This is a genomic window from Micromonospora sp. B006 (assembly GCF_003408515.1).
In the GTDB taxonomy this organism is placed as follows: Bacteria; Actinomycetota; Actinomycetes; order Mycobacteriales; family Micromonosporaceae; genus Micromonospora; species Micromonospora echinospora_A.
In genome coordinates, this window is the sequence record NZ_CP030865.1 from 2,307,985 (window position 1) to 2,333,412 (window position 25,428).

Below are 25,428 nucleotides of genomic sequence, written 5' to 3' on the forward strand. Positions count from 1 at the left end.
GGGCGCCTTCGGCTGCGGCCCTCGCGGCGCCGTTCGGACAGCCACCAGCGCGAGAACGGGCGCACTACCATCTGCGCATGGACTCCAGCGGGACGTCTGTCGAGGCCATCTTCTTCGGCACCACGACCGTCTGGCTGTCCGACGGGACGTCCGGCATCCTGATCGACGGCTTCCTGAGCAGGCCCTCGCTGCTCCGTGTCGCGTTCGGTCGCGTCGCACCCGACCTCGGGCGGATCACCGGCGCCCTCGCCCGGGCCGGGGTGACCCGTCTCGACGCGCTCTTCGTCGCCCACTCCCACTACGACCACGTCATGGACGCCCCCGAGGTCGTCAAGCATCTCGGGGGCAGGCTCTTCGGATCCGAGTCGACCCTCAACGTGGGACGCGGCGCGGGCCTCGCGGAGGAGTCGATGACGCGCATCGGGGACGGCGACGAGCACACCGTCGGCGCGTTCACCGTGCGCGTACTCGCGGGCGTCCACAGCCCCGGCAACAGATTCCCGGGCACGATCGACGAACCGCTCGTCCCGCCGGTCCGGGCGAGCAGCTACCGCGACGGCGGATGCTTCTCCTTCTTCATCACCCATCCCGGCGGCTCGCTGCTGATCCACCCGAGCGCCAACTTCGTACCCGGCAAGTTCGACGGACTCGACGTCGACGTCCTCTACCTCGCGACAGGCGCCCTGGGTGCTCAGCCTCGGCGGTTCCAGGACGACTACTGGCGGCACGTGGTGGAAGCGACGCGGCCCGGCCTCATCGTGCCGATCCACTGGGACAACTTCTTCGTGTCGCTGGACCGCAGGCTCCGCCCGCTGCCGCCCGTCTTCGACAGGTTCGCCGTGACGAAGGCGTTCCTCGACCGCAGGAGTGCGGAGACCCGGATCCCCGTACGGTTCCCCGAGCCCTTCGAGGTGACCAGGCCGTTCGCGAGGTAGGGCGTCAGCGGAACCGGTCGACGGTGACGGGAACCATCCCCTGCTCGCGCATCCGGGTCGTCAGACCGTGCAGCAGCACACCGACGGCTTCATCGCGGTCGCCGAGAAGGTCGCAGGTCACGTCCAGTCCCCAGGCGGCACCCGCGGCGACGCGGCGCAGATCCCAGCGGAAGGCGTCGCCTCGGACCTGACGGCGCACCGCTCCCAGGATGCGCGTCCCGGGATCCGCCGGGTCGCCGGTGATCGGCATCTGCCACGCCTCGCCGAGTGCCGTGAGACCGTCCGGGCTCAGCTCGCCGGCGAACAGGATCCGGTAGACACGCGTCTCGCGGAACCCCGGCCGGGGCCCGGAGTCGCCCAGCCGCAGAGGGGGCGGCGGCTGAGGCGGAGGGGCGCCGAAGCACTCCCGCAGCGTGTCCTCGTCCGGCAGGTCCGCGCCGCAGAGGTCTCGACAGAGCGCCGCCGCCGAGGCGCGGTCGACGGGCATCACCCGCTGGCGCAACCCGGCGTCCGCGCGCAGGCGCCGGCTGGTGGCCAGCGCCTCGTGCCAGCGGCCCTCGGACCGGGTCCAGCCAGCGCTCATCAGGCCGGCGGAGGAGTAGTCCGCCGCGAGCAGGAACTCCTCGGCCAACAGTCCTTCCGGCGCGCCGGCGGCGTCGTGCAGCACGTAGTAGTGCAGTACGGGAGGCGAGCCGACCATCTGGCGCACCGGGGAAGTCGTCGTCACCCGTGGATTGTCGAGCAGGCCGGGAGCCGACGGCGTCCGGCTCGCCGGAGGCTACGTCGGCATGCCTATTACCGAATTGCTGGTAACAGCAATCCTCTTATCTCTACGGTCAAAGAGGGCAAATCGGCGCTACACCATAATGACAGTTATGTGCGGTCGGGCTCCGCGGGCGCTATCGGCGTACGATCACGCCACCGCAGCCGACCCCAGGGAGCAGGCGATGGCGTTCGACGCGACGCTGACCCGGATCAACGACGGCGTGCAGATGCACCACCAGCACGGTCGGCGTGAGGACGCCCGCGACCTGTTCGCCCGGATCTGGGACGAGATCGGCGGGGAGCAGGGCGATCCCCTGCACGTCTGCGTTCTCGCGCACGCGATGGCCGACGTGCAGGACGACGTACGCCAGGAACTGGTCTGGGACCGGCGGGCGCTCGCGGCGGCCGACCTGCTCACCGACGAGCGGGTCGCGCAGGCCGGGGTGCCGATGTCGGTTGCCGGGCTGTACCCGTCGCTGCATCTCAACCTGGCGGAGTGCCACCGCAAGCTCGGCGAACTCGACCAGGCGCGGGACCACCTCCAGCGGGCCCGGGAGGGGATGGGCGCGCTCGGCGACGACGGCTACGGGAAGCTGATAAGAGACGGACTCGATCGGCTGTCGCAGGAACTGGCCGCCGGACAGGTCGCCCGCGACAAGCCGCAGGCGAGTGGCTAGCGGCCGGTGCTCGGTGACGGGGTGACGGCGGCGACGACCAGGTCGACGATGCCGTCGGCGTAGTCGTCGGTCAGTGGGCCGTTGCGCAGCAGCCAGCGGTGGTACAGCGGGCCGAACAGCAGCTCCACCACCAGGTCCAGGGGAGCGTCGGGGCGTACCTGGCCGGCCTCGCGTGCGGCCTCCAGTCGGGCGCGGACCGCGTTCAACTGAGGACGGAGCAGCCGGTCGCGCGCCTGACCGGCCAGGTCCTCGTCGGCGAGCGTCTCGATGGTGATGGCGCGGGTGGTGGCGGACAGCCGGGCGTCGGCGAACTCGGCAACTGTGGCCCGGAGAACCTCACGCAGGTCGGCCCGCAGGTCACCGGTGTCGGGCAGGGCGATGACCTCCGGCATGTCGTCGGCGAGCGCGTCCAGGATGACCGCGCCCTTGCCACGCCACCAGCGGTAGATGGTCTGCTTGCCGACCCCGGCGCGGGCGGCGATCGCCTCGACGGTCAGGGCCGAATATCCGGTCTCGGTCAGCAGCTCCAGGGCGGCGGCGAGGATCGCGCGGCGGGACTGCTCGTTGCGGCGGGTGGGCTGCGGAGTCACAGCGGCAGCCTACAGCGAGACGAGACGTATCGTCTTGACGGGCGAAGTCCCGCCGTGCTCTGCTGGGCAAGCGAGACGGTACGTCTCGTCTCAGCAGAGATCAGGAGATCACTTGCCGCACATCGCCATGGTCAGCATTCCGTTCCACGGGCACGTCAACCCGAGCCTGGACATCATTCGTACCCTCGTGCGGCGCGGCCACCGGGTCACGTACGCCAACGACCCGGCCTTCGCCGAGGTCATCCGGTCCACCGGCGCGGAGCTGAAGCCGTACGCCTCGACGCTGCCCGCCGACGGCGGCGCCGGCATCGACGACCCGATCGCGCAGCTCACGCTCTTCCTCGACGACGCGATCGCCATGCTGCCGCAGCTGCGGGCCGCCTACGCCGACGACCGGCCGGACCTGTTCCTCTACGACATCGCCGGCGCGCCGGCCCGGCTGCTCGGCGAGCAGTGGGGGATCCCGGCCGTCCAGCTCTCCTCGACGTTCGTCGCCTGGGACGGCTACGAGCAGGAGATGGCACCCGCTGTGGAGGCGATGCGGGCCGATCCGCGCGGCGCCGACTACTACCGGCGGTTCACGGCATGGCTGACCGCTGAGGGTTCGTCGGTCACCGACAGCATGGCGTTCCAGGGGCGGCCGGTCCGCAGCCTCGTCCTGCCGCCGGAGGCGCTCCAGCCGAACGCCGACCGGGTCGACCGGTCGGTCTACAGCTTCGTCGGCCCGGTGCTGGGCGACCGCGCCGAGCAGGGTGCCTGGGTGCGACCGGAGCACGCCGGGAAGGTGCTGCTCGTCTCGCTCGGCTCCGCCTTCACCCAGCGGCCCGAGTTCTACCGCCGCTGCGTCGCCGCGTTCGGCGATTTGCCCGGCTGGCACACCGTTCTGCAGATCGGCAAGCACGTCGACCCGGCCGAACTCGGTCCCGTCCCGGACAGCGTCGAGGTCCACCGGTGGGTGCCGCAGCTGGCCGTGCTGGAGCAGGCGGATGCCTTCGTCACCCACGCCGGCATGGGCGGCAGCAGCGAAGGTCTCTACTGCGGGACGCCGATGATCGCCGTACCGCAGGCGGCCGACCAGTTCGCCAACGCCGAGCAGCTGGCCGCCCTCGGCGTCGCCCGGGTCGTCGACTCGGCCGGCGTCACCGCCGCGGAGCTGCGTGCGGCGCTGCTGGCCCTCACGTCGGACCCCGTCGTGCTGGCCCGCAGCGCCGAGTTGAAGCGGCAGGCGCGCGCCGCCGGAGGCGCGGACCGGGCCGCCGATCTGATCGAGGCCGAACTCGCCGTCGCGCGCGGCGGCGCCGGGCGGCGATCGTGAGCCGTCCGGTGCCGCCGCGCTGTCACGCGGGCGTGGTCGCGGCGGGATGCCGCCGCGACCACGCCGCGATCAGTCCTCCGCCAGTACGGTGAAGGTGAATGCGGTGCTCGTCGGACGGTTCAGTGGGATGTCGCACTTGACCCGGCGCAGCACCTCGGACCGGGTGAGACCGAACCGGTGGGCGATGAGCCGGTCCGGGCGAACCGGCACCGGGTCGTCGAACGTGACGTTGACCTGCACCGGCCACCCGTCGAGCGGCACGACCGGGGCGTCCAGGCGCCACGCGCCGGTCCAGTCGAGGGTGAAGCGGCAGCGCCGGGCGAATGCCGGGTCCAGCAGTGTGGCCGCCACCAGGTCGGGATCGTTGAGTTGGTGGCCGTGCAGATCGGTGGGATCGAACGAACTGACCGTCGCCCGCTCGCGGACGGTGAGCTTGCTGGTCCGGCCGCAGGACACGCAGTGCACCAGCAGCCACACGTCCAGCAGCTTGCCGTTGGCGTTGACCCGGAACCGGCCCCGGGCGGCGGTGGCCGACTCCCCCCGGCAGATGACGCAGCGCAGCGACAGCAGCGGAAGGCGGGTCCGGCGTACGACCCAGGGCAGCACGATATGAGGTTGGGATGACATGGAGACCTGATCTCTGAAGACCTGACGCGAGGCCGATTACGCGCGGCCTCGGACGCTGTGGCCGGGCGCGCGAGGGCAGCCCGGGGAGCCGTCGCGCAGGCGACGGCTACAGGCGTGGGAACGTGTCAGGTTCTAGAGAGCAGGAGGGGTCACGCGGAATCGTCCTTCTTCGCTGCGACAAAGGTGCGAGGAACGTACGGGACGCCGGAAACCGCGCTCAACCCGTTTTCCGGCGTCGCCGCGGTGCGTCGCACGTCACTTCACTCACTAAAACTTTGCACTCTCTGCAAGATCGCTCGTAGAGTCGTGGCGTGACCACGGATCAGAGCCGGCCCGGCCTGCGTGACCGCAAGAAGCGGCAGACCCGCGCCGCCCTCAGCGCCGCCGCGCTGCGCCTGGTCGCCGAGCGCGGCCTGGACCAGGTGACGGTGGAGGAGATCAGCGAGGCCGCCGACGTGTCGGCCCGCACCTTCTTCAACTACTTCCCCAGCAAGGACGAGGCGCTGCTCGGCGACCAGCCGACCGACCGCGAGGTGCTGGCCGCCCGCGTCGTCGCCGCGCCGCCGGAGGTGTCCGCGTTCGACGCGCTGCGGCTTGCCTTCGGCGACGTCGTCGAGGCCATCGAAGCCGACCGGGAGGTGTGGCTGCTGCGGCTGCGGGTGATCGCGGCGAACCCGTCGCTGCTCCCGCGGCTGGTCAGTGGCAACGCCGAGACGGAACAGGTGATCGTCGCGGCGGTGGCCGCCCGGCTGGGTCTCGACCCGGGCCACGGGCACCCGACGCTCGTCACCACTGTCGCCGGCGCGGTCTTCCGCACCGCCCTGATGCAGTGGGTCGAGCAACCCGACACGACGACGCTGCGCGAGCTGACCGCCCAGGCGTTCGCCGCCGTCGCCGCTGGCCTGCCCGATCCGTCCTGACCTCTCCCATCCGTACCGGCCGCCGCCGTCGCGCGGCCGCTCGCCCGTGCACACGACAAGGAGTTCGATGACCACCGCCACTGTTCCGCCCGCCGACACGGGTACGCGGATGTCACGCCGGGAGGTGCTCCAGGCGTTGTCCGGCCTGATGGTCGGCATGTTCGTGGCGATCCTCGCCTCGACGGTGGTGGCGAACGCGCTGCCCCGGATCATCGCCGACCTCAACGGCAGCCAGACCGTCTACACGTGGATCGTCACCAGCGAACTGCTGGCGATGACCGCGACGGTCCCGCTGTGGGGCAAGATGGCCGACCTCTACAGCAAGAAGCTGCTGATCCAGTTGTCCCTCGGCCTGTTCGTGGTCGGCTCGCTCGTCGCCGGCTTCACCCCGAACGTCGAGGTGCTGCTGCTCAGCCGGGTCATCCAGGGCATCGGCGCGGGCGGCATGACCGCGCTCGCCACGATCGTCATGGCGGCCATGATCCCGCCGCGTGAGCTGGGCCGGTACGCCGGCATCTTCGGCGCCGTCTTCGGTGTCGGCACCATCGCCGGCCCGCTGATCGGCGGCATCCTGGTCGACACGTCCTGGCTCGGGTGGCGCTGGTGCTTCCTGATCGGCGTGCCGTTCAGCCTGCTGTCCATCGCGCTGCTGCAGAAGACCCTGCACCTGCCGGTGGTCCGCCGCAAGGTCCGCATCGACTGGCTCGGCGCCCTGCTGATCACCTCGGGCGTGTCCACGCTGCTGATCTGGTCGTCGCTGGCCGGGAACAAGTTCGACTGGGCGTCCGGCTGGACCGCGCTGCTGGTCGGCGGCGGGCTGGTGCTGCTCGCGCTCGCCGTGTTCGTCGAGGCCCGGACCGAGGAGCCGATCATCCCGCTGGGCATCTTCCGCAACCGCACCGTCAGCCTCACCACGATCGCGAGCATCCTCGTGGGCGTGGCGATGTTCGGCGGCACCGTGTTCCTGTCGCAGTACTTCCAGACCTCGCTCGGCAAGTCGCCGACAGCGGCCGGCCTGATGAGCCTGCCGATGGTCCTCGGTCTGCTGGTCTCCTCGACAGTGGCGGGCCAGCTGATCACCAAGTACGGCCGCTGGAAGATGTTCCTGGTCGCCGGTGCCGCGGTGATGACCGTCGGCATGCTGCTGCTGAGCACCATCGACGCGAACACGAGCGTGCCGGTGCTGTCGGTGCACATGGCGGTGCTGGGTGTAGGCGTCGGCATGCTGCTGCAGAACCTGGTGCTGGCCGCGCAGAACGACGTGCCGGCCGCCGAGCTGGGCGCGGCGACGTCGGTGCTGACGTTCTTCCGCAGCATGGGCGGCGCGGTCGGGGTCAGCGCGCTCGGCGCGGTCCTGGCGAACCGGGTGACGTCGCTGACCACCGAGAAGCTCGGCCCGCTGCCCGGCGGTGGCGGTTCGGCCGAGGTGCCGGATCTCTCGGCCCTGCCGGAGCCGGTGTTGCGGATCGTGCAGGAGGTCTACGGCACCGCCACGTCGGAGATGTTCCTCATCGGCGCGCCGTTCGCGCTGCTCGCCCTGATCGTCGTGCTGTTCATCAAGGAGAAGCCGTTGAACACGCTCAGCGGTGACGAGCGCCGGGCCCGTGAGGAGGCGGCGGCCGCCGCCGGGATGCACTGACCCCGCCCGATCGAGCGTGGGGCCGCCCCCGGGATTCACCGGGGGCGGCCCCTTGTGCGATTCCGGTCAGCGTTCCGTGCGGTCGTTGATCTCGGTGCCGGACTCGCCGGGCATGGCGCCGATCGACTCCTCGGCGGCCCGGCCGCCGGTGCTCTCGTCGCCCTGCGTCAGCGAACTGCGGGGCAGCCCGGCCAGGTGTGCCGGGTCCTCGATCGGCTGGGGCGGCCACTGGTCCTGCGTACCGTTCGTCACCCCGGCGCGGCGCAGCGCCTCGACCAGTTGGTCCGGCGACAGGCGGTCGACCTCCTGTATCCCGGCCCCGCGCGCAATCGCCTGCAGTGTCTTCAGGTCTTCGCTCACGAATGTCTCGGCCATGCCCGAGCCTTCCCGGCGCCCAAGACAAGGAAACCCGGCCCACGCCGACGGCCTGCCCGCCCATCCTTCGCCGAGCATGAAGTTGTGCCGGACAAACCGGACACCAAACGCCGTCAAGTTCATGATCGACGCGAAATGGGAGGTTCGGTCAGCGGCGGGCGGGTTTGCGGTCGGGGCGCGGGCGGTCCCGTTCCGGATCTACGCCCACCTGGACGGCGAAGGCCGGATCCACGGCGAGCAGCGGCCGGGGGCCGAACAGCGCCATCCCCGTCAGCAGGGTGTCGGTGTCCCGGCCCTGCCAGGTGGGACGGCGTTCCGGGTCGAGGTCGGCGTGCTCACGGCGCAGCCGCCGCAGCAGGCGGCGGGCGGCGGACCCGGTCTCCGGCACCTCGGTCAGCCACCAGCCACCGAGCGCGGTGGCCAGGCAGCACAGCAGCAGCCCGGCGACCGAGGCGGGACCACCGGCGGAGCGCCCCTCGACAGCGCTGTCCACGAGCCGGGTCAGCCCGACCACGGCGACCGCGAACAGCGGCACAGTGCCCAGCGCGATCCGCCGTCGCTGCGCGCGGGTGAGCAGCCAGCCGTCGCGGACCAGCCGCCCGACAGTACGGCGCAGCGCCCGGCCCACGTCCGGGTCGGCGAGCACCGCCGCCCAGGTCTGCGGGCGGCGCAGCGCGCTGTGCAGGGCGCGCACCAGCGCGGGCGAGCCGGCCGGGGGCGGTCCCTGCGCGTGCAGGGTGGCGAGCTCACCGATCTCGACCCCGCCCGCGCGGCGCAGCGCGGCCACCCCGACCTGGCAGGCCAGCAGCGCCCGGTCGGTCAGGTACGCCAGCTCGACCCGGTCGGGCGTCGCGCCCCGGGCACGGCGGCCGGTCAGTTCGCGTACCGCGACCGCGATCACGACGGCCACGGCGACCGCGCCGAGGTAGTCGAGGAGGAAGATCGGCCCGCTGACTCCCCAGAGCATGGCGGCAAGTATGTCAGGAGCCGTGGCGTACCTCGGTGTCCCAGATCTGCGACCACTGACGGCGCAGCCCTCGGGCGACGAAGATCGGCTCGCCGTTCTCGTCGTTGTCGACGTCGACCCGCTGGTCGACCCGGCCCGCCTCGGTGACCTCGGTGAACCAGGCACGCAGCCGGTCCGGACGGGACCAGCCGACGACGATCACCACGTCCGCGTCGTCGGGCGGCCGGCCGAACGTGGCCATGCTGTTGTGCCCGGAGTACGCGCGCGGCAGTCCCCGCTGCGGCCCGTACCGGGCCAGCGCGCCGGCCTCGCCGTAGTTGCCGGTCAGCACCACCGCCCGGGCGCGCTCGGGCGCGGGCAGGGCGCGGTGCACGGCGGCCACCGAGTCGGCGAACTCCGGCCAGCCGATGGTCTCGCCCGCGTCGTAGTTGGCCGCCACCACGAATCCGGGCAGCCGGTCGGCGGGCAGCGTGGGCAGCAGCAGCACCGCGCTGCTCGCGGCCATCAGCACGGTGGCGGTGACCAGCAGCGCCTGCCGGACCCGGGGTGCGCCCCGCCGCGCCCACGCGACGGTCGGCACCACCCCGGCGGCGGTGAGCACCAGCAGCAGCGGCGCGTCGTAGTAGCCCTTGCCACCGGCCACCAGCACGATCGCGACCACCACCAGCCAGGCCCAGGCCAGCGACCGGTACGCCGCCCAGGACGGCCGGCGCAGCAGCGCGACCAGCCCGGCCACCCACACCGGGACCGCGAACGGGCTGATGATCAGGAACTGGAGCACCAGCGCGTCGATCCGGCCGCTGTAGGAGCTGTCGCCGTCGGCGATCGACGCGGCGACGTCGAGCTGCGGGAAGCCGTGCGCGGCCTGCCACGCCCCGTACGGCACGGCGAGCAGCACGGCGGCGCCCGCTCCGGCGAGCACCCACCTGTCGCGCAGCAGCCGGCGCGGACCGGCGATCAGCACCCCGGCGACCAGGCCCACGCCGAGCAGGGCGGGCAGCGGCTTGTTGAGCAGGCCGACGCCGAGCGCCAGCCCGGCGCCGAGCGCCCACCGGGTGTCGCCGGTGCGCAGCATCCGCACCACGCACAGCGCCGCGGCCAGCCACACCAGCAGGTCGACGCTCGTGGTGCTGAGCAGGTGACCGCCGGCCAGCACGATGCCCGAGGCGGCGGCGAGCACCGCCGCCGCCGTCTGGGTGACGCGGTCGGCGCCGAACTGCCGGGCGATCGCGGCGACCAGCACCACCGCCGCGCCGCCGATCAAGGCCGACGGGGTACGCAGCACCACCAGGTTGCCCGGCGCGATCGTGTCGGCCAGCCGCGCCAGCGCCGGCACGAGAGGCCCCTGGTCGACGTAGCCCCAGTCGAGGTGCCGGCCGCACAGCAGGAAGTACAGCTCGTCGCGGTGGTAGCCGTAGCGGCCGGCGAGCGACAGCAGCACGACGGTCAGGACCGCGCCCACCACCAGGGGCGCGCGGGTACGCGGACCGGCGGCTGGCGGGCCACCGGGCGCGGCGGCCTCGCTCCGATCGAGGTCGGCGACTGATTCGGCCACCTGCCCATGATGGACCGGACCGGCGGGCCGCCGATGCCCCGCGACCCTCGGCCGGGTGGACGGAAAGCGGTGGCCGGACGGCCGGGGCGGCGGCTAGCGTGCCCGGCGATGAGGATTCGTGACTACACCGACGCCGACTGGGACCAGGTCTGGCCGATCTTCGCCGACGTCGTCACCGCCGCCGACACGTTCGTGTACGACCCCGCATGGCCGCCGGACGTGGCGCGCGAGGTGTGGGTGGAGCGGCCGCCGGGGCGTACCTCGATCGCGGTGGACCACGACGGCACGGTGCGCGGCACCGCGAAGATGGGCCCGAACCGGCCCGGGCCGGGCTCACACGTGGCGACCGCGAGTTTCATGGTGGCGGCGGACGCGCGCGGCCGGGGTGTGGGCCGTGCGCTGTGCGAGGAGGCGCTGGACTGGGCCCGGCGACAGGGCTTCGCCGCGATGCAGTTCAACGCCGTGGTGGAGACCAACGCGGCGGCGGTGGAGCTGTACCGGCGGCTGGGCTTCACGGTGATCGGCACCGTGCCGGAGTCGTTCGCCCACCCGACGCTGGGCCTGGTGGGACTGCACGTCATGCACCGTCGGCTGTGAGACGGCAGCGCCTTCCTGTCGGGGGGTCGAGGCGCTGGTGCACAAGGCGTACGGCGACTCGTTCGAGGACACCAACCTGTACTGGAGTTTCCAGACCGCGCCGGGGCGCACGGCCGGCACCGTCGAGGCCGCCGACGTCGACTTCGCGGCCTGACCCGCGGCGTGTGCCGGTCGCGTCGGTCGGGTGTCGCCAACCGCCGGGCCGCCGCCGCCCGTCGTGGCGGCCCGCGGCAGCGGCGGGCCGGAAAACGCCTCGCCGGATCCGGCGGGTTGCTGACAGGCTGCCCGCCATGACCGCTCATGCCCTCGCCGGGGCGCTCGCCGACGAGCGCCGCCGGACCGTGTTCGCCGCGATCGTGCTCGGCGCCCGGGACACGCCGACCGTGGTGGCCCGTACCGGGCTGCCGGCCCGCGACGTCGCGGTGGCCGTACGCCGCCTCACCGACGCCGGTGTGCTGGCCGACGACGGGGATGGGCTGCGGGTCGACGCCGAGCGGCTGCGCGAGTTCGCCCGGGCCGGGGCGGCGTCGCCGGCGGCCCCGGCGGCGGACCCGCGGGAGACGATCCTGCGGACGTTCCTACGCGACGGCGCGCTGACCCGGCTGCCCGCGCAGCGCGGACGCCGCCGCGTGCTGCTGGAACACGTCACCGAGCGCACCTTCGAGCCGGGGATCCGCTATCCGGAGCGGGAGGTGGACGACGCGCTGCGCCAGTGGTGCGAGGGCGGCGAGGCCGACCACGTGACGCTGCGCCGCTACCTGATCGACGACATGCTGCTGACCCGCGAGCACGGCGTCTACTGGCGGACCAGGCCGTGACCGGCTGGAGCACGGGCGCGGCCCGGCCGGACGAGCCGGACGCGGCGCTGCTGCTGCGCGAGTACATGGCGGAGATGGTGCGCCGTTGGTACGGCCGCCCGGAGCGGCCCGGTGAGGTGGACGCAGCCTTGGCCGAGGACCCGAGCGACGACCTGGCCCCGCCGACCGGGCTGCTGGTGCTGGCCCGCCGCGACGGCCGGCTCGCCGGGTGCGCCGGGCTGAGGTGGCAACCGGGCTGGGCCGAGCTGACCCGGGTGTACGTGCGTCCGGAGCACCGGGGCGCCGGGGGCGGGGCGGCGCTGATAACGGCGGTCGAGGCGTACGCGGCCGAGGGCGGAGCGCGGCGGATCCGGCTGGACACCCGTTCCGACCTGGTCGAGGCGCGTGCCCTGTACGCCCGGCACGGCTACCGGGAGATCCCCGCGTTCACCAGCGGCCCGTACGCGCAGCACTGGTTCGAGAAGTCACTGCCGGCCCGAGTTGACGACGCGGCGCGGGCGCGTTAAAACAGAATCAGAAGTTGAGTCACCCGGGCTCAACTTGAGACCTTGGGCCAGGAGAACCGAGGAGGCAAGAGCCATGTTGATGCGTACCGACCCGTTCCGCGAGATCGACCGGATCGCCGAGCAGTTCTTCGGCACCGCAGCCCGGCCCGCCGTGATGCACCTGGACGCCTACCGCGACGGCGACTACTTCTACGCCGCGTTCGACCTGCCCGGCGTCGACCCGGACAGCATCGACTGCACCGTCGAGCGCAACGTGCTGACCGTCCGCGCCGAGCGCCGCCGCCCCACCGGCGAGAACATCGAACTTGTCGCCGCCGAGCGGCCGATGGGGACGTTCACCCGGCAGCTCTTCCTGGGCGACACGCTCGACACCGACCGGCTGGAGGCCGGCTACGAGAACGGCGTGCTGACGCTGCGCATCCCGGTCGCCGAGCGCGCCAAGCCGCGCCGGATCACAGTGGCCACGCCCGCCGAGGGCAACGGCCGGCGCCAGCTCACCACCGCCTGACCGGTCACGCCGACGCGGGGGAGGCCGGAGCGCCGGCCGACCCCGCGTCGCCGTAGAGCCGGGTCAGCGCGTGCGCGGTGGCGGTGAACCGGTCCCGCAGCTCCGCCGGGGCGAGCACCTCCACCTCGGCGCCGAGCTTCAGCAGCTCCGCGTGGGCGTGCCGGACCGACTCGATCGGCACGGTGGTCTCCAGCCACCCGTCCGGGCCGGGCTCACCGGCCGCGGCCCGGGCGGCCCGGCTCATCTCCGGCGGGAAGACGTACGGCATGAACTCCAGCGCGGCCACGGTGAGCCGGATGCGTGCCTGGTCGCGGTAGACGTCGCGCTCGTACCGGGCGGTCCATTCCCGCCAGTAGGCGGCCAGGTCGAACCCGTCGTCGCGCTCGTACCGCTCGGCGGTGACCTCCGCGTCGAGCACCGCGCCGACCCGGAAGGTGCGCACCTGCTCCCCGCACCGGCCCACCAGATACCAGCGGCCCGCCTTGAGCACCACGCCCAGCGGCTCGACCAGCCGGGTCACCTCGCGCGGCGCGCGCCAGCGCCGGTACCGCAGCCGCACCAGCCGGTCCTCCCACACGGCGCCGGCCAGCGTGGCCAGGTGCGGGGTGGCTTCGGGGTGCCGGAACCAGCCGGGCGCGTCCAGGTGGAACCGCTGCCGGATCCGGCCGCTGCGGTCGGCCAGCTCGTCGGGCAGCGCGGCGCGCACCTTCAGCTCGGCGGCGGCCACCACCGAAGCCAGCCCCAGCTCGGCGGCGGGTCCGGGCAGGCCGGCGAGGAACAGCGCCTCGGCTTCCGGGCCGGTCATCCCGGTCAGCCGCGTCCGGTAGCCCTCCAGCAGCCGGTAGCCGCCGGCCGGCCCGCGGTCGGCGTACACCGGGACACCTGCGGCGCCGAGCGACTCGACGTCGCGGTAGACGGTCCGCACCGACACCTCCAGGGCGTCGGCGAGTTCGTGGGCGGTCATCCGCCCCCGGGTCTGCAGGAGCAACAGCAGGGAGACCAGCCGGCTGGCACGCACCCGGTGACGGTAACCCGCTGCCGAAAATCGGGCCGGGCGCGCCTCGTCGCCAAACCCCCCGCCTACTGAGAGCCTTTCTCACATGCTTCGCCCCGAGGTGCTGCCCCGCGCCCGTACCGCCGCCCTGCCCGCCGGCCCGGCCGACGTCACCGAGGCGTGGCTGCGCAACCGGCGCCTGTCCGAGCACACCCGTGACGCGTACCGGCGGGACGTCACCGGCTGGCTGAGCTGGTGCGCCGAGCGGGGACTGGACCCGCTGCGGGCCACCTTCCTCGACGTCAACGCCTACGGGCGGGAGCTGGAGTCCACGCCGCGCGGCCGCGACGGCCGCCCGCTCACCCCGGCCACCGTGGCGCGCCGGCTGTCCGCGCTGTCGAGCTGGTACGACTTCCTGGCCAAACTGGGCGCGGTGACCGCCAACCCGGTGTCGGCGGCCGACCGGCCCCGCGTCGACCGGGACCACTCCGCCACCGTCGGCCTCACGCCGGAGGAGGTCGACGCGCTGATCGCCGCCGCCGAGGCCGACACCGGCCCGACCGCCGCCCGCAACCGGGCCGCCGTCGCGCTCCTGGCCGACCTCGGGTTGCGGGTCGGGGAACTGGTCTCGCTGGACCTGTCCGACCTGGGAACGGAACGCGGCCACCGCAGCGTCCGTTTCGTCGGCAAGGGCGGCAAGGTACGCCGGCGCGCGCTCACCCCGGGCACCGCGTACGCCCTCGACGCCTACCTGGCGGTCCGGGCCGAGGCGCAGGGCGTGACGGTGCCGGCGCTGACCGGGCCGCTGCTGGTCACCGCGACCGGTGGCCGGATGGACCGGCACGCCGTGTTCCGCCTGGTGCGCCGCCTCGCGCAGCGCGCCGGGATCGCCGCCTGGGCGAAGTTGTCGCCGCACTCGCTGCGACACGCGTTCGCCACCACGGCGCGCTCGGAGGGGGTGCCGCTGGAGGACGTGCAGGACGCGATGGGGCACGCCGATCCGCGTACCACCCGCCGCTACGACAGGGACCGGCACAACCTGGACCGCGACCCGGCGTACGCGATCTGGGCGGCGCGGGCCCGCCGGCGCGGCTGAGCGTCGTACCCGCGCCGTAGGGTGCCGGCGAGCGGACCTACCTGACGCAGCTGGCGGCGGCGGGCGCCACCTGGAGTACGTTCCGGCCGCGATGCGGGCCGCGGTGGCCCGCGGCCCGCATCGCTGACAGCCGGTCAGCCCTGAGTGCGGGGGCAGAGGCAGAACGGCTGCCCGACCGGGTCCAGGAGCACTGTCCACCGCTCGCCGCCGGGCTGGAACTCCGGCCGGGTCGCCCCGGCCGCCAGCAGGTCCTTCTCGGCGGCGGCCACGTCGTCGACGACGAGGTCGAGGTGGTAGCGCTTGGCGCCGGACTCGTCCGGCCAGGCCGGCGGCGCGTAGCCGGGCACCAGGCCGAAGCCGATCGACGTGCCTTCGGCGACGATCATGGCGTACTCGGCCTCGCTGTGGGTGGTCTCCCATCCGAGCGCGTGGGCGTAGAAGGCGGCGTGCGTGGCCGGGTCGGAGCTGTCGAGGTTGACCATGGCGAGGTCGGCGTGGGTTGTCATGCCCGCAGTCTGCCGCCGGTAGCTGCCACCTCCTGTCAGGTACGCGTGACCACCTCAGACGGTGGGCGACACGCGGCGCAAGCGGCTGCGGCCCGACCGCCGGTTGCCTACGGTCGGGGGTGATGGGCAGGCAGCGGGAGTGGCAGCACACGACTCGGCGGCGCCGGCCGCTGCGCGCCGGTGTGCTGATCGCCGGTCTCGGCGTGGGCACCTGCCTGATCGGGGTGGCCGGGCTGGCGGTGTGGAACGCCCAGGTGGTGCTCCAGGCGGACGGGCCCGTGCGGGAGACGGCCGACGGGTTCTTCCGTGACGTCGCCTCCGGTGACACCGACGCGGCGTACGAGCGGCTGTGCGCCGAGGCCCGGGGTAGGTGGAGCAAAGCCGGCTTCGGCAGTTGGGTGCGGACGCCGCCGCAGGTCAGCGGCTACGAGATCGTCGACGTGTCGGTGGCGACCCGCTCCGGCCGCCCGCACGGCACGGTGGTGGTGCGGATCAACCGCGACGGCGGCGGCAGCGAGGAACGCGAGTTGCCGATCGTGTCGGAGGGCGGGTCGTGGCGGGTGTGCGGGGACCCGTTCTGAGGCTCAGGCGCGCGGGCCGAGGTCCCCGGAGCGGTAGTGGCGCCGGCACAGCACCTGGTAGCGCACGTCGGCGCTGTCCACGGTGTCGCCGATGACGACCTGCGCGCCCTCGCGGACCACCGCGCCCTGCACGACCCGGGCGTTGAGCAGCCCTTCCCGGCCGCACCAGCACAGCACCTCGACCTGGATGCGGGCCACCTCGTCGGCCAGTTCGAACAGCCGCTGCGCGGCCGGGAACAGGCAGGAGCGGAAGTCGGTGGCCAGTCCGAAGGCGTAGACGTCGACGTCGAACCTGTCGACCAGCTCGGCCATCTGCTCGACGTGTTCGAGGTTGTAGAACGACGCCTCGTCGCAGATCAGGTAGTCCACCCGTACCCCTTCGGCCCAGGCGTCGCGGACCAGGTCGCGCAGGTCCAGGTCGTCGGTGACCTCGACGGCCTCGTGTGCCAGGCCGATGCGGGTGGTGACCTGCGGGCCGAGCGAGCGGTCGATGCGGGTGGTGACCAGGCCGCGACGGCCCTGGCGGGCGTGGTTGTGGTTCATCTGCAACGCCATGGTGGACTTGCCGCAGTCCATCGGCCCCCAGAAGAACTTCAGCGCGGCGGCGTGCAGCGGCCGGCCGTCGACGCCGCGGGCGGCGGCGCAGCCGGCGGCTCGGTCGTCGCCGGGCCCCGGCAGGGGACGGGCCAGGCAGGTCAGGGCGGCGTCGTCGGTCACGTCGGGGCAGCCTAGTCCATCGACATCGCCGGATCCGGTCCGCGATGATCCACCCGTCAGAGCACCCGGGGCGGGGTGTTGCCGGCGGCGATGATGGCCCGGCGCATCGGGACGGCGGCCAGCAGCGCGAAGCCGACGACGAAGAAGATCAACAGCGAGACCAGACCCACCCGGTACGACGAGGTCAGCTGGAACACCAGGCCGAACGCCAGCGGGCCGAGCCAGCTGGTGCCCTTGTCGCTGATCTCGTAGAAGCCGTAGTACTCGCCTTCCTTGCCGGCCGGGATGAGCTGGCTGAACAGCGACCGGCTCAGCGCCTGGCTGCCGCCGAGTACCAGGCCGATGCAGCCGCCGAGGATCATGAACGGCACGGGCGCCTCGGCGGGCAGCCGGAACGCGGCGATGATCACACCGGTCCAGAGCACCAGCGACAGCAGCACGGTCTTCCAGGCGCCGATGCGCCTGGCGAGCGCGCCGAGGGCGAGCGCGCCGCCGAAGGCGAGGAACTGCACCAGCAGGATGGTCACGATCAGGGTGCTCTGCTCCAGCCGCAGCTCCTCGGTGCCGTACTGGCTGGCGAGGGTGATGACGGTCTGGATGCCGTCGTTGAAGACCAGGAAGGCGAGCAGGAAGTAGAGCGTCAGCGGGTACGCCTTGATCTCGCGCAGGGTGCGCCCGAGCTGCCGGAACCCGTCGGTGAGCACGTTGCCGCCCGCCTGCAGGGCGGCGGCGGTGGGGTGTTCGCGCAGCCAGCGCAGTGGGATCAGGGTGAACGCCGCCCACCACACGCCGGCCGACACGATCGACCAGCGGGCCAGGTCCAGCGTGCGCTGGGCGTTGCCCTCCTCGCTGAGCATGGTGACCGCGACCAGGTTCAGCGCGAGCAGCAGGCCGCCGCCGAGGTAGCCGATGGCCCAGCCGCGGCTGGAGATGCCGTCGCGCTCGTCCGGTCCGCCGAGTTGTGGCAGGAACGAGTTGTAGACGACCACGGCGGCGCCGAAGGAGATGTTCGCGATCAGGAACAGCGCGCCGCCGAGCAGGTAGCGCTCGCCGGTGACGAACGCGAACGCGATGGTCGCGCCGGCGCCGGTGAAGGCCGCCGCGGCGAGCAGCCGCTTCTTGTGCGCCGACCGGTCGGCGATCGCGCCGATCACCGGCAGCACGAACACGGTGAGGAAGACCGACAGCGAGATCAGGTACGGGTAGAACGAGCCGGCGGCGATCTTGATGCCCAGCGGGTACACGGCGCCGTCGCAGCTGTCCGCGCCCAGTTCGCAGCCGGCGGCCAGCTCGGTGACGGTGGTCAGGAACGGCCCGAGGAAGACCGTGATGACTGTGGTCTGGAACGCGGAGTTCGCCCAGTCGTAGAAGTACCAGCCGGTGCGCTCGCGGCGGGTGCTGCCCGGTCCGGTGGGGTCGGCGACGGCGGGGGTGACCGTATCGGCCATCGGGGGTCGTCCTCGGGGGGTCAGGCGGCCCAGTGGCCGCGGCTGCGGTAGACGTCGCGGAGCACGCTGACGTGATCGGTCATGATGCCATCCACACCAAGATCAAGTAAGTGGTGCATCTGGGCAGGTTCGTCGATCGTCCAGACGTGCACCTGCAACCCGATCCGGTGGCAGTACGCGAGGAAGCGCCTGTCCACCACCGGCACCCGGCCGTAGGAGGTTGGCACCTGGGCGGCGACCACGGACGGGGGCAGCCGCACCGGCCGTCCGTGCAGCGAGGCCAGCCGCAGCCGGGCCACGCCACGCATGCCGAGGCTGGTGGCGACCTTCGGCCCGGCCAGCGCGCGCAGCCGGGTCAGCCGGGCGTCGCTGAACGAGGCGAGCAGCACCCGTTCGCCCGCGCCGGCCCGGCCGACGGCGGCGACAGTGGGCTCCACGCCGCCGTCGGCCTTGACGTCGATGTTGAACCGCACCTGCGGCCAGGCGCCGAGGACGTCGTCGAGCCGGGGCACCAGGGCGGCTCCGCCGACGCGCACCGAGGCCAGGTCGGCCCAGCGCAGGTCGGCGATGCGGCCGGGTTCGCCGGTGACCCGGCGCAGCGTCGGGTCGTGAAAGACCACAGGTACGCCGTCGGCGGTGGCGTGCACGTCGGTCTCCACGTACCGGTAGCCCAGCGCGACGGCCCGGGCGAACGCGGCGGCGGTGTTCTCGTCGCCGTCGGCCGCGCCGCCGCGATGGGCGAACGCCAGCGGCGCGGGCGCGTCGAGGTAGCCGTGACGGGGCTGCACGCGGGCAGTATGCCCGGCCTGGGTGGCGCACAGATGGCCAGCCGACGAAATTACCTATCGCTCCCTATCATCGCTAAGATACGGTGCGATGAGTAATGACATGTACTCGGTCGAGCAGGTCGCCGACCTGCTCGGGCTGCACGTACGCACCGTGCGCGGCTACATCCGCTCCGGTCGGCTGCGGGCCACCCGGATCGGCAAGCAGTACCGGATCGCGCGCGCGGACCTGGACGCGCTGACCGGCCGGCCGGCCGTCGCGGCGACGGGACCGGCGGCGGAGGTGTCGAGCGTCCTGCGGCTCGACGGCGTCGACCGGGCCGCCGCCGACCGGCTCGGCACGCTGGTGCTGGCCGGCGTGAACACCCACCACGACCCGGACCGTCCGCTGCGGGTGCAGACGGTCCACGACGAGGAGCGGCAGCGCATGACCATCATGATCCTGGGTGACCTCACCGCCACCGCCGACCTGCTGCGCCTGGTCGACGCCGTGCTGGGCGGCGGCAACGACCTGCTCGGCGGCGGCCGTGGCTGACCAGATGCAGGACCGGGCCGGCGTGGCGGTGCTGGTCTGCGACCCGGACGGCCCGCCGATCGCGACCGAGAGCGACGCGCTGGACCTGATCGGCGCGGCGTTCCTCGGCGCGACGGTGGTGGCGGTGCCGGCCACCCGGCTCGACCCCGGCTTCTTCACGCTCGGCACCCGCTTCGCCGGCGAGGTGATGCAGAAGTTCGTCAACTACCGGCTGCGCCTGGCGATCGTCGGCGACATCTCCGCCCACCTGGAGCGCAGTGGCGCCCTGCGGGCGCTGGTGGCCGAGTCCAACCGGCACGACCAGGTGTGGTTCGTCCCGGACCTCGACGCGCTCGACGCCCGCCTGCGCGCCACCACCTGACCCCGCCGCGCCCGGCCGCGCCCCGCCCTCGCCTCGCCGATCTTGCGCTTGCGGCCCTCGTCGGGGGCGGTTTGCCGGGTTCGCCGGGGCGCCAACTGCAAGATCGACGGCGGTGCGCGGCGGTGCGCGGGGGCGTCGGGTCAGCCTGGCTGGGTGCTGGGGCCGACGGCCGCGTCACGGGTTCCGGGCGGTGGGTAGGGCCGTTCCGCGAGCAGCCGGGCCAGGTGTGCACTGTTGAGCGCCAGCGCGGCCGTGGTGCGGCCGGTCGTGTCGGGTTTGGGGCGGGCGTCGACGTAGTCGGTCTTGTGCAGCGCCTCCCCGACCCAGTAGGTGGCCCCGGCGGCAGGGCAGGTGAACCCCACCTCGTTGAGGGCCTGCTGCACCTCGGCGATGGTGTGGTGCGCGCCGTCCTCGTTGCCGACCACTGCCACCCCGCCGACTTTGCCGTAGGTGCGCAGGCGGCCCTGGTCGTCGGTCTCGGACAGCTCGGCGTCCAACCGTTCGAGGACCATCTTGGTCACCGACGAGGGCTGACCGAGCCAGATCGGCGTGGCGATGATCAGGATCTGGGCGGCGAGCAGCTTGGCGCGGATGGCGGGCCAGCCGTCGCCGTCGCCCTCGTCGACGGAGACCCCGAAGCGCACGTCGTGGTCGACCACGCGGACGATCTCGCCGTCGACGCCCTGGTCGGCCAGCGCGGCGAGCACCTCCTGACCGAGCACCTGCGAACTGGACGTCGCCGGTGAGCGCTTCAGGGTGCAGTTGAGCACGAGTGCTCGGACAGCGGTCATGACCAGGTCCTCTCCGCCTCGGGAGTGCGGGACTTGATACCCGCCATCGGGTCCGGGATGCGTCAGCCGGCGCGGTGGCGGCGGTGCGCGCGGGCGGTGTCGACCGGCCGCCCGGGGTCGACGTGGCGGGGCAGGTCCGGCTCGTCGGGGCGCAGCGGGACCAGGTCCTCGGTGATCGCGTCGATGATCCGGTCGGTGGCCTGCCGGGCCGCGCCGGGGGAGCCCGAGCGCAGGTCGTCGATCGACACCGGGGCGCCGAAGTGCACCCGGATGGCGGGCCGGCGCACGAGCGCCCGGCCCACGCCGCGCAGCATCCCCTTGGGCGCGCGGTACGGCAGCACCTCGTGCGAGCCCCACTGGGCCACCGGGACGACGGCGGCGCCGCTGGCGAAGGCGAGCCGGGCCGTGCCGGTCTTGCCCCGCTCGGGCCACATGCCGGGGTCGAGTCCGATGCGTCCCTCCGGGTAGACGAGCACCACCGAGCCGCCGGCCACGGCCTGGGCGGCGACCTCCAGCGAGCGGTGCACGGCGGTGGTGCCGCGGTCGACGCGGATGTGCCCGGCGTGGCGCATCAGCGCCCCGATCACGGGAGTGCGGAACAGGCCGCCGGTGGCCATGATCCGGGGCGCGACGTCGCGGGCCCGGCACGCGTCGGCGAGCACGACCGGATCGAACGGGCTGATGTGGTTGGCCGCCAGGATCAGCGGGCCGCGGCGCAGCGCGTCGGGCACGTCGCCGGTGACCTCCAGCCGGCCGACCAGCCCGACGGCGGCGCGGGCGAGCGTCTGCGCGCCCCGCCAGAACAGCGGCGCGCGCCAGAGGGTGCTGTTCATCAGTGCTGGATGGTCGCACGAGCCGGGGCGACCACGGCACCCGGCACGGTGATCCCGGGCCGGCAGGTCCTCCGGCAAGGGTGATCAGGGTCATTGGTCCCGGGCCGGGTGGGGCCCTGCGGCCCTGCTGCTTTCGCTACGACGCCGAGTAGTATCTACTACGTCTCGTAGTATGCACAGCTGGGGGTTTTCTGGTGGACGCGTTGGACGTCGCCCGCTGGCAGTTCGGTGTCACCACCGTCTACCACTTCTTGTTCGTGCCGTTGACCATCGGCCTGTCCGTGCTGGTGGCGATCCTCCAGACCATGTGGCACCGCACCGGCAACGAGCGGTACCTCAAACTCACCAAGTTCTACGGCAAGCTGTTCCTGATCAACTTCGCGATGGGTGTGGTCACCGGCATCGTGCAGGAGTTCCAGTTCGGCATGAACTGGAGCGACTACTCCCGCTTCGTCGGCGACATCTTCGGCGCGCCACTGGCTATCGAGGCCCTTGTCGCGTTCTTCCTGGAGTCCACGTTCATCGGCCTGTGGATCTTCGGCTGGGACCGGCTGCCCAAGCGGCTGCACCTGGCCTCGATCTGGGCCGCCGCGATCGGCACCAACCTGTCGGCGTACTTCATCCTCGCCGCGAACTCGTTCATGCAGAACCCGGTCGGCTTCCGGATCAACCCGGAGAGCGGCCGTGCCGAGCTGACCGACTTCGTCGCCGTGCTCACCAACAAGGTCGCCCTGATCACGTTCCCGCACACCCTGGCCGGCGCGTTCCTGGTCGCCGGCTCGCTGATGGTCACCGTCGGCCTGTGGCACGTGATGCGCAACCGCGACAGCGCCGACACCGGCGCGTACCGCTTCGCCACCAAGCTCGGCTCCTGGGTCGTACTGGTCTCCTCGGCGCTGGTCCTCCTCACCGGCGACATCCAGGGCAAGATCATGACCGAGGTGCAGCCGATGAAGATGGCCGCCGCCGAGGGCCTCTACACCACCGAGAGCCCCGCCTCGTTCTCCGTGCTCACCGTCGGCAGCCTCGACGGCAGCCGCGAGCTGTTCGCCATCAAGATCCCGTACCTGCTGTCGTTCCTCGGCACCGGCGACCCCAACGGCACCGTGCAGGGCATCAACGACCTGCAGGCCCAGTACGCCAGCCAGTACGGCCCCGGCAACTACGCCCCGATCATCCCGGTCACCTACTGGAGCTTCCGCTTCATGATCGGCTTCGGGCTGGCGGCCGCCGCGATCGCGCTGCTGGTGCTCTGGAGCCAGCGCAAGGGCCGCACCCCCACCAGCAAGTGGCTGCTGCGCGCCGGCCTGGTCATGCCCGTGCTGCCGCTGCTGGCCAACTCCTTCGGCTGGATCTTCACCGAGATGGGCCGCCAGCCCTGGATCGTCTTCGGCGAGATGCTCACCCGCGACGGCGTGTCCCGCAGCGTCTCCCTGACCGAGGTCCTCACCTCCTTCACCGCGTTCACACTCATCTACGCCGTCCTCGCGGTGGTCGAGTTCAAGCTGCTGGTCCGCTACGCCCGCGCCGGTGTCCCGGACGTCACCCCGCAGACCGACGACGACGACACCGACGACGCCGAGCGCCCGCTGGCGTTCGCCTACTGACACCCCGGAGCCCAACCGTGGAACTGACGACCGTCTGGTTTCTCCTCGTGGCCGTGCTCTTCACCGGCTACTTCATCCTCGAAGGCTTCGACTTCGGCGTCGGGATGCTGCTGCCGGTGCTCGGCCGCGACGACCGGCAGCGCCGCGTCATGATCAACACCATCGGCCCCGTCTGGGACGGCAACGAGGTGTGGCTGATCACCGCCGGCGGCGCCATGTTCGCCGCCTTCCCCGAGTGGTACGCCACCCTGTTCTCCGGCTTCTACCTGCCGCTGCTGCTCATCCTGCTGGCACTGATCGCCCGCGGCGTCGCCTTCGAGTACCGCCACAAGCGGCCCGAGGCGGCCTGGAAGCGCCGCTGGGACCAGGCCATCTTCTGGGGCTCGGCGATCCCGGCCGTGCTGTGGGGCGTGGCGTTCGCCAACATCTTCCGCGGCGTGCCGCTGGACGCCGACCACGAGTACGTCGGCGGGCTGTTCGACCTGCTCAACCCGTACGCGCTGCTCGGCGGGCTGACCACGCTGGGGCTGTTCCTCACCCACGGCGCGGTGTTCCTGGCGCTCAAGACCACCGGCGACATCCGCGAGCGCGCCGGCGCCCTCGCGGTGAAGCTCGGCGTCGGCACCGCCGTGGCCGCCGTGGCGTTCCTGAGCTGGACGCTGACCATCCGTTCCAGCGCCGCCGCCGTCGTGCTCGCCGTCGGCGCCGCCCTCGCGCTGCTCGGCGGTCTGGCCGCGGCCAAGGTACGCCGGGAGGGCTGGGCGTTCACCGGCACCGCCGTGGCGATCGCGCTGGCCGTGGCGACCCTGTTCGCCGCGCTGTTCCCGAACGTGATGCCGTCCACCCTCGACGCGGCCGGCACGCTCACCGCCACCAACGCCGCGTCCACCCCGTACACCCTGAAGATCATGACCTGGGTGGCCGTGGTGTTCACCCCGATCGTGCTGGCCTACCAGGGTTGGACGTACTGGGTGTTCCGCCGCCGGATCGGGGTACAGAACATTCCGCAACACTGATCGACCTGTGGGCGCAGGGGCGCGGGGCCGGTGCGAGGGGGTCGCACCGGCCCCGCGGGGCGTCCAAGGGTCAGCGCGCCTCGCGCAGCTCCGCCAGCCGCGCCTCGATCTCGGCCAGCTCGGCGCGCAGCTTCTCCGCCTGCTGCTCCGCATCGGCCCGCTCGGCGGCCAGGCTCTGCTCCACCGCCTCCTGCACCCCCGGCACGTCCACCAGCGCCACCATCCGCAGCGCCTCGGCCGGCTTCACCACGTACGGCCGGGCCAGCGCCTTCGTGCCCTGCTGCGCGGCGACGGTCCACTCGCCCTCGGCGTAGGCGAGCGTCACCGTCAGCCCCGGCGGGGTCTTCGGCTTCGCCGCCTTCGCCGCCCGCTTGGCCGGCTTCGGTTCCGCCGCCGACTGTTCCACCTTCGGCTCCTCCCGTCGTGGCGCCGGCACCCGCGGCGTGTCCAGCACGAACTCCGGCTCCGGTGGCGCCGGCGGCTGCTCCGGTTCCGGCTTCGGCTCGGCGGCCGGCCTCCGCCCGGCGCCCTTCGGCGCGATCGCCACGTCGGCGGGGGAGAACGGCAGCTCGTCGCGGCCGAAGCGGACCACCACGAACTCCTCCGACGCCTCCGGGTCGGTCAGCTCCACCACCTGCCCGATCTGCCCGGCGATCTGCCCGGCCGTCTCGGTGAACACCACCCGGGGCTTGCGGCCAGCCGCCAGCGCCTCCCGGATCCCCTGAACCTCGTCAGTGGACAAACCCTGACCCGCCATCACGCCCTCTTCCGTACACCTGTTTGACGCAGCCTTGATACCAGCCGGCTGCGACACCTCGGTGATCAGCCCCCGAGGGCCCGCAACGCCGCGTCGGCGTGCTCGTTCATGCTCAGCTCACTGCGCACCACCGCGAGCACCCGCCGGTCCGCGCCGATCACGAACGTCATCCGCCGCGTGCTCAGCGGCCCCAGCGGCAGCCGCCGCCGCACCCCGAACGCGTCCGCCACCGCGCCGTCGACGTCGGAGAGCAGCGGATAGTCGAACCCGTGCCGGCGGGAGAACTCGGCCTGCCGCTCCACCGGATCGCGGCTGATCCCCACCCGTTGTGCCCCCACCGCCGCGAACTCCGCCGCCAGGTCCCGGAAGTGGCAGCTCTCCGCCGTGCAGCCCCGCGTCATCGCCGCCGGGTAGAAGAACAGCACCACCGGCCCGGCGGCCAGGAACTCCGACAGGCGCCGCGGCGTTCCCGTCTCGTCCGGCAGCGTGAAATCCTCGACCAGGTCACCGACACCCATCGTGTTACTCATGACGCGAGGATATGTAGACATCGGCGATCCGGCTCCGTCGTACCTGGCGAGCGGCGGGGAGGCACCGCCGCACGACG

General features: G+C 72.7%; 30 protein-coding genes. 15 read left to right on the forward strand and 15 right to left on the reverse strand.

What is annotated here, in order from left to right; all coding sequences use genetic code 11:
- Nucleotides 1-77: 77 nt before the first annotated feature.
- Entirely contained in the window at nt 78-935 is an 858-nt protein-coding gene (locus tag MicB006_RS10990) for an MBL fold metallo-hydrolase (RefSeq protein WP_116505722.1), read from the forward strand.
- Nucleotides 936-939: 4 nt separating this feature from the next.
- On the opposite strand, the gene MicB006_RS10995 is transcribed toward MicB006_RS10990, so the two are convergent.
- On the reverse strand, nt 940-1,662 hold the full coding sequence (locus MicB006_RS10995; RefSeq protein ID WP_225980697.1) for a hypothetical protein: 723 nt from the start codon (nt 1,660-1,662) through the stop codon (nt 940-942).
- A 220-nt stretch (nt 1,663-1,882) separates the two neighbouring features.
- Between MicB006_RS10995 and MicB006_RS11000 the strand changes: the two genes are divergently transcribed.
- Nucleotides 1,883-2,377, forward strand: a complete 495-nt coding sequence (locus tag MicB006_RS11000; RefSeq protein WP_116505724.1) for a tetratricopeptide repeat protein — start codon at nt 1,883-1,885, stop codon at nt 2,375-2,377.
- On the opposite strand, the gene MicB006_RS11005 is transcribed toward MicB006_RS11000, so the two are convergent.
- Complete coding sequence (locus tag MicB006_RS11005) at nt 2,374-2,967, reverse strand: TetR/AcrR family transcriptional regulator (RefSeq protein ID WP_116505726.1); 594 nt, start codon at nt 2,965-2,967, stop codon at nt 2,374-2,376. The two genes, MicB006_RS11000 and MicB006_RS11005, sit on opposite strands and share 4 nt — an antisense overlap.
- A gap of 127 nt (nt 2,968-3,094) precedes the next feature.
- Between MicB006_RS11005 and MicB006_RS11010 the strand changes: the two genes are divergently transcribed.
- Complete coding sequence (locus MicB006_RS11010) at nt 3,095-4,282, forward strand: macrolide family glycosyltransferase (protein ID WP_370013476.1); 1,188 nt, start codon at nt 3,095-3,097, stop codon at nt 4,280-4,282.
- 69 nt (nt 4,283-4,351) lie between these two features.
- On the opposite strand, the gene MicB006_RS11015 is transcribed toward MicB006_RS11010, so the two are convergent.
- Nucleotides 4,352-4,888: a DUF1062 domain-containing protein gene (locus MicB006_RS11015; RefSeq protein WP_225980698.1), complete on the reverse strand. Its 537-nt coding sequence runs from the start codon at nt 4,886-4,888 to the stop codon at nt 4,352-4,354.
- A 332-nt stretch (nt 4,889-5,220) separates the two neighbouring features.
- Here MicB006_RS11015 and MicB006_RS11020 point away from each other — a divergent pair, with 332 nt between their 5' ends.
- Nucleotides 5,221-5,829 carry a TetR family transcriptional regulator gene (locus MicB006_RS11020; RefSeq protein WP_116505731.1) on the forward strand — a complete coding sequence of 203 codons (609 nt, stop codon included), beginning with the start codon at nt 5,221-5,223 and terminating at the stop codon, nt 5,827-5,829.
- Nucleotides 5,830-5,896: 67 nt separating this feature from the next.
- Entirely contained in the window at nt 5,897-7,468 is a 1,572-nt protein-coding gene (locus MicB006_RS11025) for an MDR family MFS transporter (RefSeq protein ID WP_116505733.1), read from the forward strand.
- Between the two features lie 66 nt (nt 7,469-7,534).
- Here MicB006_RS11025 and MicB006_RS11030 read toward each other — a convergent pair whose 3' ends face one another.
- The 3 genes from MicB006_RS11030 to MicB006_RS11040 all read right to left on the reverse strand — a co-directional run bounded on the left by MicB006_RS11030 (nt 7,535) and on the right by MicB006_RS11040 (nt 10,365).
- Nucleotides 7,535-7,843, reverse strand: a complete 309-nt coding sequence (locus MicB006_RS11030; protein ID WP_073829505.1) for a hypothetical protein — start codon at nt 7,841-7,843, stop codon at nt 7,535-7,537.
- 148 nt (nt 7,844-7,991) lie between these two features.
- Nucleotides 7,992-8,810: a TIGR04222 domain-containing membrane protein gene (locus tag MicB006_RS11035; RefSeq protein ID WP_116505735.1), complete on the reverse strand. Its 819-nt coding sequence runs from the start codon at nt 8,808-8,810 to the stop codon at nt 7,992-7,994.
- A 13-nt stretch (nt 8,811-8,823) separates the two neighbouring features.
- Complete coding sequence (locus MicB006_RS11040; protein WP_116505737.1) at nt 8,824-10,365, reverse strand: glycosyltransferase family 39 protein; 1,542 nt, start codon at nt 10,363-10,365, stop codon at nt 8,824-8,826.
- A 108-nt stretch (nt 10,366-10,473) separates the two neighbouring features.
- Between MicB006_RS11040 and MicB006_RS11045 the strand changes: the two genes are divergently transcribed.
- The 4 genes from MicB006_RS11045 (at nt 10,474) to MicB006_RS11065 (ending at nt 12,794) form a co-directional block, all read left to right on the forward strand.
- Nucleotides 10,474-10,962 (forward strand): GNAT family N-acetyltransferase, encoded by a 489-nt coding sequence (locus tag MicB006_RS11045; RefSeq protein WP_116505739.1) that lies wholly within the window; start codon nt 10,474-10,476, stop codon nt 10,960-10,962.
- 290 nt (nt 10,963-11,252) lie between these two features.
- Nucleotides 11,253-11,780, forward strand: a complete 528-nt coding sequence (locus MicB006_RS11055; protein ID WP_116505741.1) for a DUF2087 domain-containing protein — start codon at nt 11,253-11,255, stop codon at nt 11,778-11,780.
- Complete coding sequence (locus tag MicB006_RS11060) at nt 11,777-12,286, forward strand: GNAT family N-acetyltransferase (RefSeq protein ID WP_192900226.1); 510 nt, start codon at nt 11,777-11,779, stop codon at nt 12,284-12,286. The genes MicB006_RS11055 and MicB006_RS11060 overlap by 4 nt, the downstream gene beginning before the upstream one ends.
- A gap of 73 nt (nt 12,287-12,359) precedes the next feature.
- Nucleotides 12,360-12,794 carry an Hsp20/alpha crystallin family protein gene (locus MicB006_RS11065; RefSeq protein ID WP_116505743.1) on the forward strand — a complete coding sequence of 145 codons (435 nt, stop codon included), beginning with the start codon at nt 12,360-12,362 and terminating at the stop codon, nt 12,792-12,794.
- 4 nt (nt 12,795-12,798) lie between these two features.
- On the opposite strand, the gene MicB006_RS11070 is transcribed toward MicB006_RS11065, so the two are convergent.
- The gene (locus tag MicB006_RS11070) at nt 12,799-13,812 is read right to left on the reverse strand and encodes a YafY family protein (protein WP_116505745.1); all 1,014 of its coding nucleotides are present in this window, start codon (nt 13,810-13,812) and stop codon (nt 12,799-12,801) included.
- A gap of 82 nt (nt 13,813-13,894) precedes the next feature.
- Between MicB006_RS11070 and MicB006_RS11075 the strand changes: the two genes are divergently transcribed.
- Nucleotides 13,895-14,884: a tyrosine-type recombinase/integrase gene (locus MicB006_RS11075; RefSeq protein ID WP_116505747.1), complete on the forward strand. Its 990-nt coding sequence runs from the start codon at nt 13,895-13,897 to the stop codon at nt 14,882-14,884.
- A 134-nt stretch (nt 14,885-15,018) separates the two neighbouring features.
- Here MicB006_RS11075 and MicB006_RS11080 read toward each other — a convergent pair whose 3' ends face one another.
- Nucleotides 15,019-15,390, reverse strand: coding sequence for a VOC family protein (locus tag MicB006_RS11080; protein WP_116505748.1), 372 nt, complete (start codon nt 15,388-15,390; stop codon nt 15,019-15,021).
- 122 nt (nt 15,391-15,512) lie between these two features.
- Between MicB006_RS11080 and MicB006_RS11085 the strand changes: the two genes are divergently transcribed.
- Complete coding sequence (locus MicB006_RS11085) at nt 15,513-15,971, forward strand: hypothetical protein (protein WP_116505750.1); 459 nt, start codon at nt 15,513-15,515, stop codon at nt 15,969-15,971.
- 3 nt (nt 15,972-15,974) lie between these two features.
- Here MicB006_RS11085 and MicB006_RS11090 read toward each other — a convergent pair whose 3' ends face one another.
- From MicB006_RS11090 to MicB006_RS11100, 3 genes are all read right to left on the reverse strand, one after another.
- Complete coding sequence (locus MicB006_RS11090; RefSeq protein WP_370013478.1) at nt 15,975-16,661, reverse strand: thymidine kinase; 687 nt, start codon at nt 16,659-16,661, stop codon at nt 15,975-15,977.
- 83 nt (nt 16,662-16,744) lie between these two features.
- Nucleotides 16,745-18,136, reverse strand: coding sequence for an MFS transporter (locus tag MicB006_RS11095; RefSeq protein WP_116505753.1), 1,392 nt, complete (start codon nt 18,134-18,136; stop codon nt 16,745-16,747).
- Nucleotides 18,137-18,156: 20 nt separating this feature from the next.
- Nucleotides 18,157-18,924, reverse strand: a complete 768-nt coding sequence (locus MicB006_RS11100; RefSeq protein WP_116505755.1) for a glycerophosphodiester phosphodiesterase — start codon at nt 18,922-18,924, stop codon at nt 18,157-18,159.
- An 88-nt stretch (nt 18,925-19,012) separates the two neighbouring features.
- Between MicB006_RS11100 and MicB006_RS11105 the strand changes: the two genes are divergently transcribed.
- On the forward strand, nt 19,013-19,456 hold the full coding sequence (locus MicB006_RS11105; RefSeq protein WP_225980699.1) for a helix-turn-helix domain-containing protein: 444 nt from the start codon (nt 19,013-19,015) through the stop codon (nt 19,454-19,456).
- Nucleotides 19,449-19,817 (forward strand): DUF4180 domain-containing protein, encoded by a 369-nt coding sequence (locus MicB006_RS11110; RefSeq protein ID WP_116505759.1) that lies wholly within the window; start codon nt 19,449-19,451, stop codon nt 19,815-19,817. The genes MicB006_RS11105 and MicB006_RS11110 overlap by 8 nt, the downstream gene beginning before the upstream one ends.
- 140 nt (nt 19,818-19,957) lie before the next feature.
- On the opposite strand, the gene MicB006_RS11115 is transcribed toward MicB006_RS11110, so the two are convergent.
- Nucleotides 19,958-20,608: a flavodoxin family protein gene (locus tag MicB006_RS11115; RefSeq protein WP_116505761.1), complete on the reverse strand. Its 651-nt coding sequence runs from the start codon at nt 20,606-20,608 to the stop codon at nt 19,958-19,960.
- A gap of 62 nt (nt 20,609-20,670) precedes the next feature.
- Nucleotides 20,671-21,441 (reverse strand): 1-acyl-sn-glycerol-3-phosphate acyltransferase, encoded by a 771-nt coding sequence (locus MicB006_RS11120; protein WP_116505763.1) that lies wholly within the window; start codon nt 21,439-21,441, stop codon nt 20,671-20,673.
- A 194-nt stretch (nt 21,442-21,635) separates the two neighbouring features.
- Here MicB006_RS11120 and MicB006_RS11125 point away from each other — a divergent pair, with 194 nt between their 5' ends.
- Both MicB006_RS11125 and cydB read left to right on the forward strand, forming a co-directional pair.
- The gene (locus tag MicB006_RS11125; protein WP_073829488.1) at nt 21,636-23,048 is read left to right on the forward strand and encodes a cytochrome ubiquinol oxidase subunit I; all 1,413 of its coding nucleotides are present in this window, start codon (nt 21,636-21,638) and stop codon (nt 23,046-23,048) included.
- Nucleotides 23,049-23,065: 17 nt separating this feature from the next.
- Nucleotides 23,066-24,064, forward strand: coding sequence for a cytochrome d ubiquinol oxidase subunit II (cydB, locus tag MicB006_RS11130; RefSeq protein WP_116505765.1), 999 nt, complete (start codon nt 23,066-23,068; stop codon nt 24,062-24,064).
- A 70-nt stretch (nt 24,065-24,134) separates the two neighbouring features.
- Here cydB and MicB006_RS11135 read toward each other — a convergent pair whose 3' ends face one another.
- Together MicB006_RS11135 and MicB006_RS11140 are read right to left on the reverse strand one after the other, a co-directional pair.
- Nucleotides 24,135-24,821 carry a DUF5320 domain-containing protein gene (locus MicB006_RS11135; protein WP_116511354.1) on the reverse strand — a complete coding sequence of 229 codons (687 nt, stop codon included), beginning with the start codon at nt 24,819-24,821 and terminating at the stop codon, nt 24,135-24,137.
- A 65-nt stretch (nt 24,822-24,886) separates the two neighbouring features.
- On the reverse strand, nt 24,887-25,351 hold the full coding sequence (locus MicB006_RS11140; RefSeq protein WP_305021794.1) for a peroxiredoxin: 465 nt from the start codon (nt 25,349-25,351) through the stop codon (nt 24,887-24,889).
- Nucleotides 25,352-25,428: the final 77 nt, after the last annotated feature.

Bases quoted from the DNA above. Each gene is read 5' to 3' on its own strand.
- MicB006_RS10990 (WP_116505722.1), top strand. From the start codon at position 78: ATGGACTCCAGCGGGACGTCTGTCGAGGCCATCTTCTTCGGCACCACG.
- MicB006_RS11045 (WP_116505739.1), top strand. From the start codon at position 10,474: ATGAGGATTCGTGACTACACCGACGCCGACTGGGACCAGGTCTGGCCG.
- MicB006_RS11035 (WP_116505735.1), bottom strand. From the start codon at position 8,810: ATGCTCTGGGGAGTCAGCGGGCCGATCTTCCTCCTCGACTACCTCGGC.
- MicB006_RS11080 (WP_116505748.1), bottom strand. From the start codon at position 15,390: ATGACAACCCACGCCGACCTCGCCATGGTCAACCTCGACAGCTCCGAC.
- MicB006_RS11140 (WP_305021794.1), bottom strand. From the start codon at position 25,351: ATGAGTAACACGATGGGTGTCGGTGACCTGGTCGAGGATTTCACGCTG.
- MicB006_RS11025 (WP_116505733.1), top strand. From the start codon at position 5,897: ATGACCACCGCCACTGTTCCGCCCGCCGACACGGGTACGCGGATGTCA.
- MicB006_RS11095 (WP_116505753.1), bottom strand. From the start codon at position 18,136: ATGGCCGATACGGTCACCCCCGCCGTCGCCGACCCCACCGGACCGGGC.
- MicB006_RS11030 (WP_073829505.1), bottom strand. From the start codon at position 7,843: ATGGCCGAGACATTCGTGAGCGAAGACCTGAAGACACTGCAGGCGATT.
- MicB006_RS11085 (WP_116505750.1), top strand. From the start codon at position 15,513: ATGGGCAGGCAGCGGGAGTGGCAGCACACGACTCGGCGGCGCCGGCCG.
- MicB006_RS11065 (WP_116505743.1), top strand. From the start codon at position 12,360: ATGTTGATGCGTACCGACCCGTTCCGCGAGATCGACCGGATCGCCGAG.
- MicB006_RS11115 (WP_116505761.1), bottom strand. From the start codon at position 20,608: ATGACCGCTGTCCGAGCACTCGTGCTCAACTGCACCCTGAAGCGCTCA.
- MicB006_RS11075 (WP_116505747.1), top strand. From the start codon at position 13,895: ATGCTTCGCCCCGAGGTGCTGCCCCGCGCCCGTACCGCCGCCCTGCCC.
- MicB006_RS11120 (WP_116505763.1), bottom strand. From the start codon at position 21,441: ATGAACAGCACCCTCTGGCGCGCGCCGCTGTTCTGGCGGGGCGCGCAG.
- MicB006_RS11010 (WP_370013476.1), top strand. From the start codon at position 3,095: ATGGTCAGCATTCCGTTCCACGGGCACGTCAACCCGAGCCTGGACATC.
- MicB006_RS11000 (WP_116505724.1), top strand. From the start codon at position 1,883: ATGGCGTTCGACGCGACGCTGACCCGGATCAACGACGGCGTGCAGATG.
- MicB006_RS11055 (WP_116505741.1), top strand. From the start codon at position 11,253: ATGACCGCTCATGCCCTCGCCGGGGCGCTCGCCGACGAGCGCCGCCGG.
- MicB006_RS11105 (WP_225980699.1), top strand. From the start codon at position 19,013: ATGAGTAATGACATGTACTCGGTCGAGCAGGTCGCCGACCTGCTCGGG.
- MicB006_RS11135 (WP_116511354.1), bottom strand. From the start codon at position 24,821: ATGGCGGGTCAGGGTTTGTCCACTGACGAGGTTCAGGGGATCCGGGAG.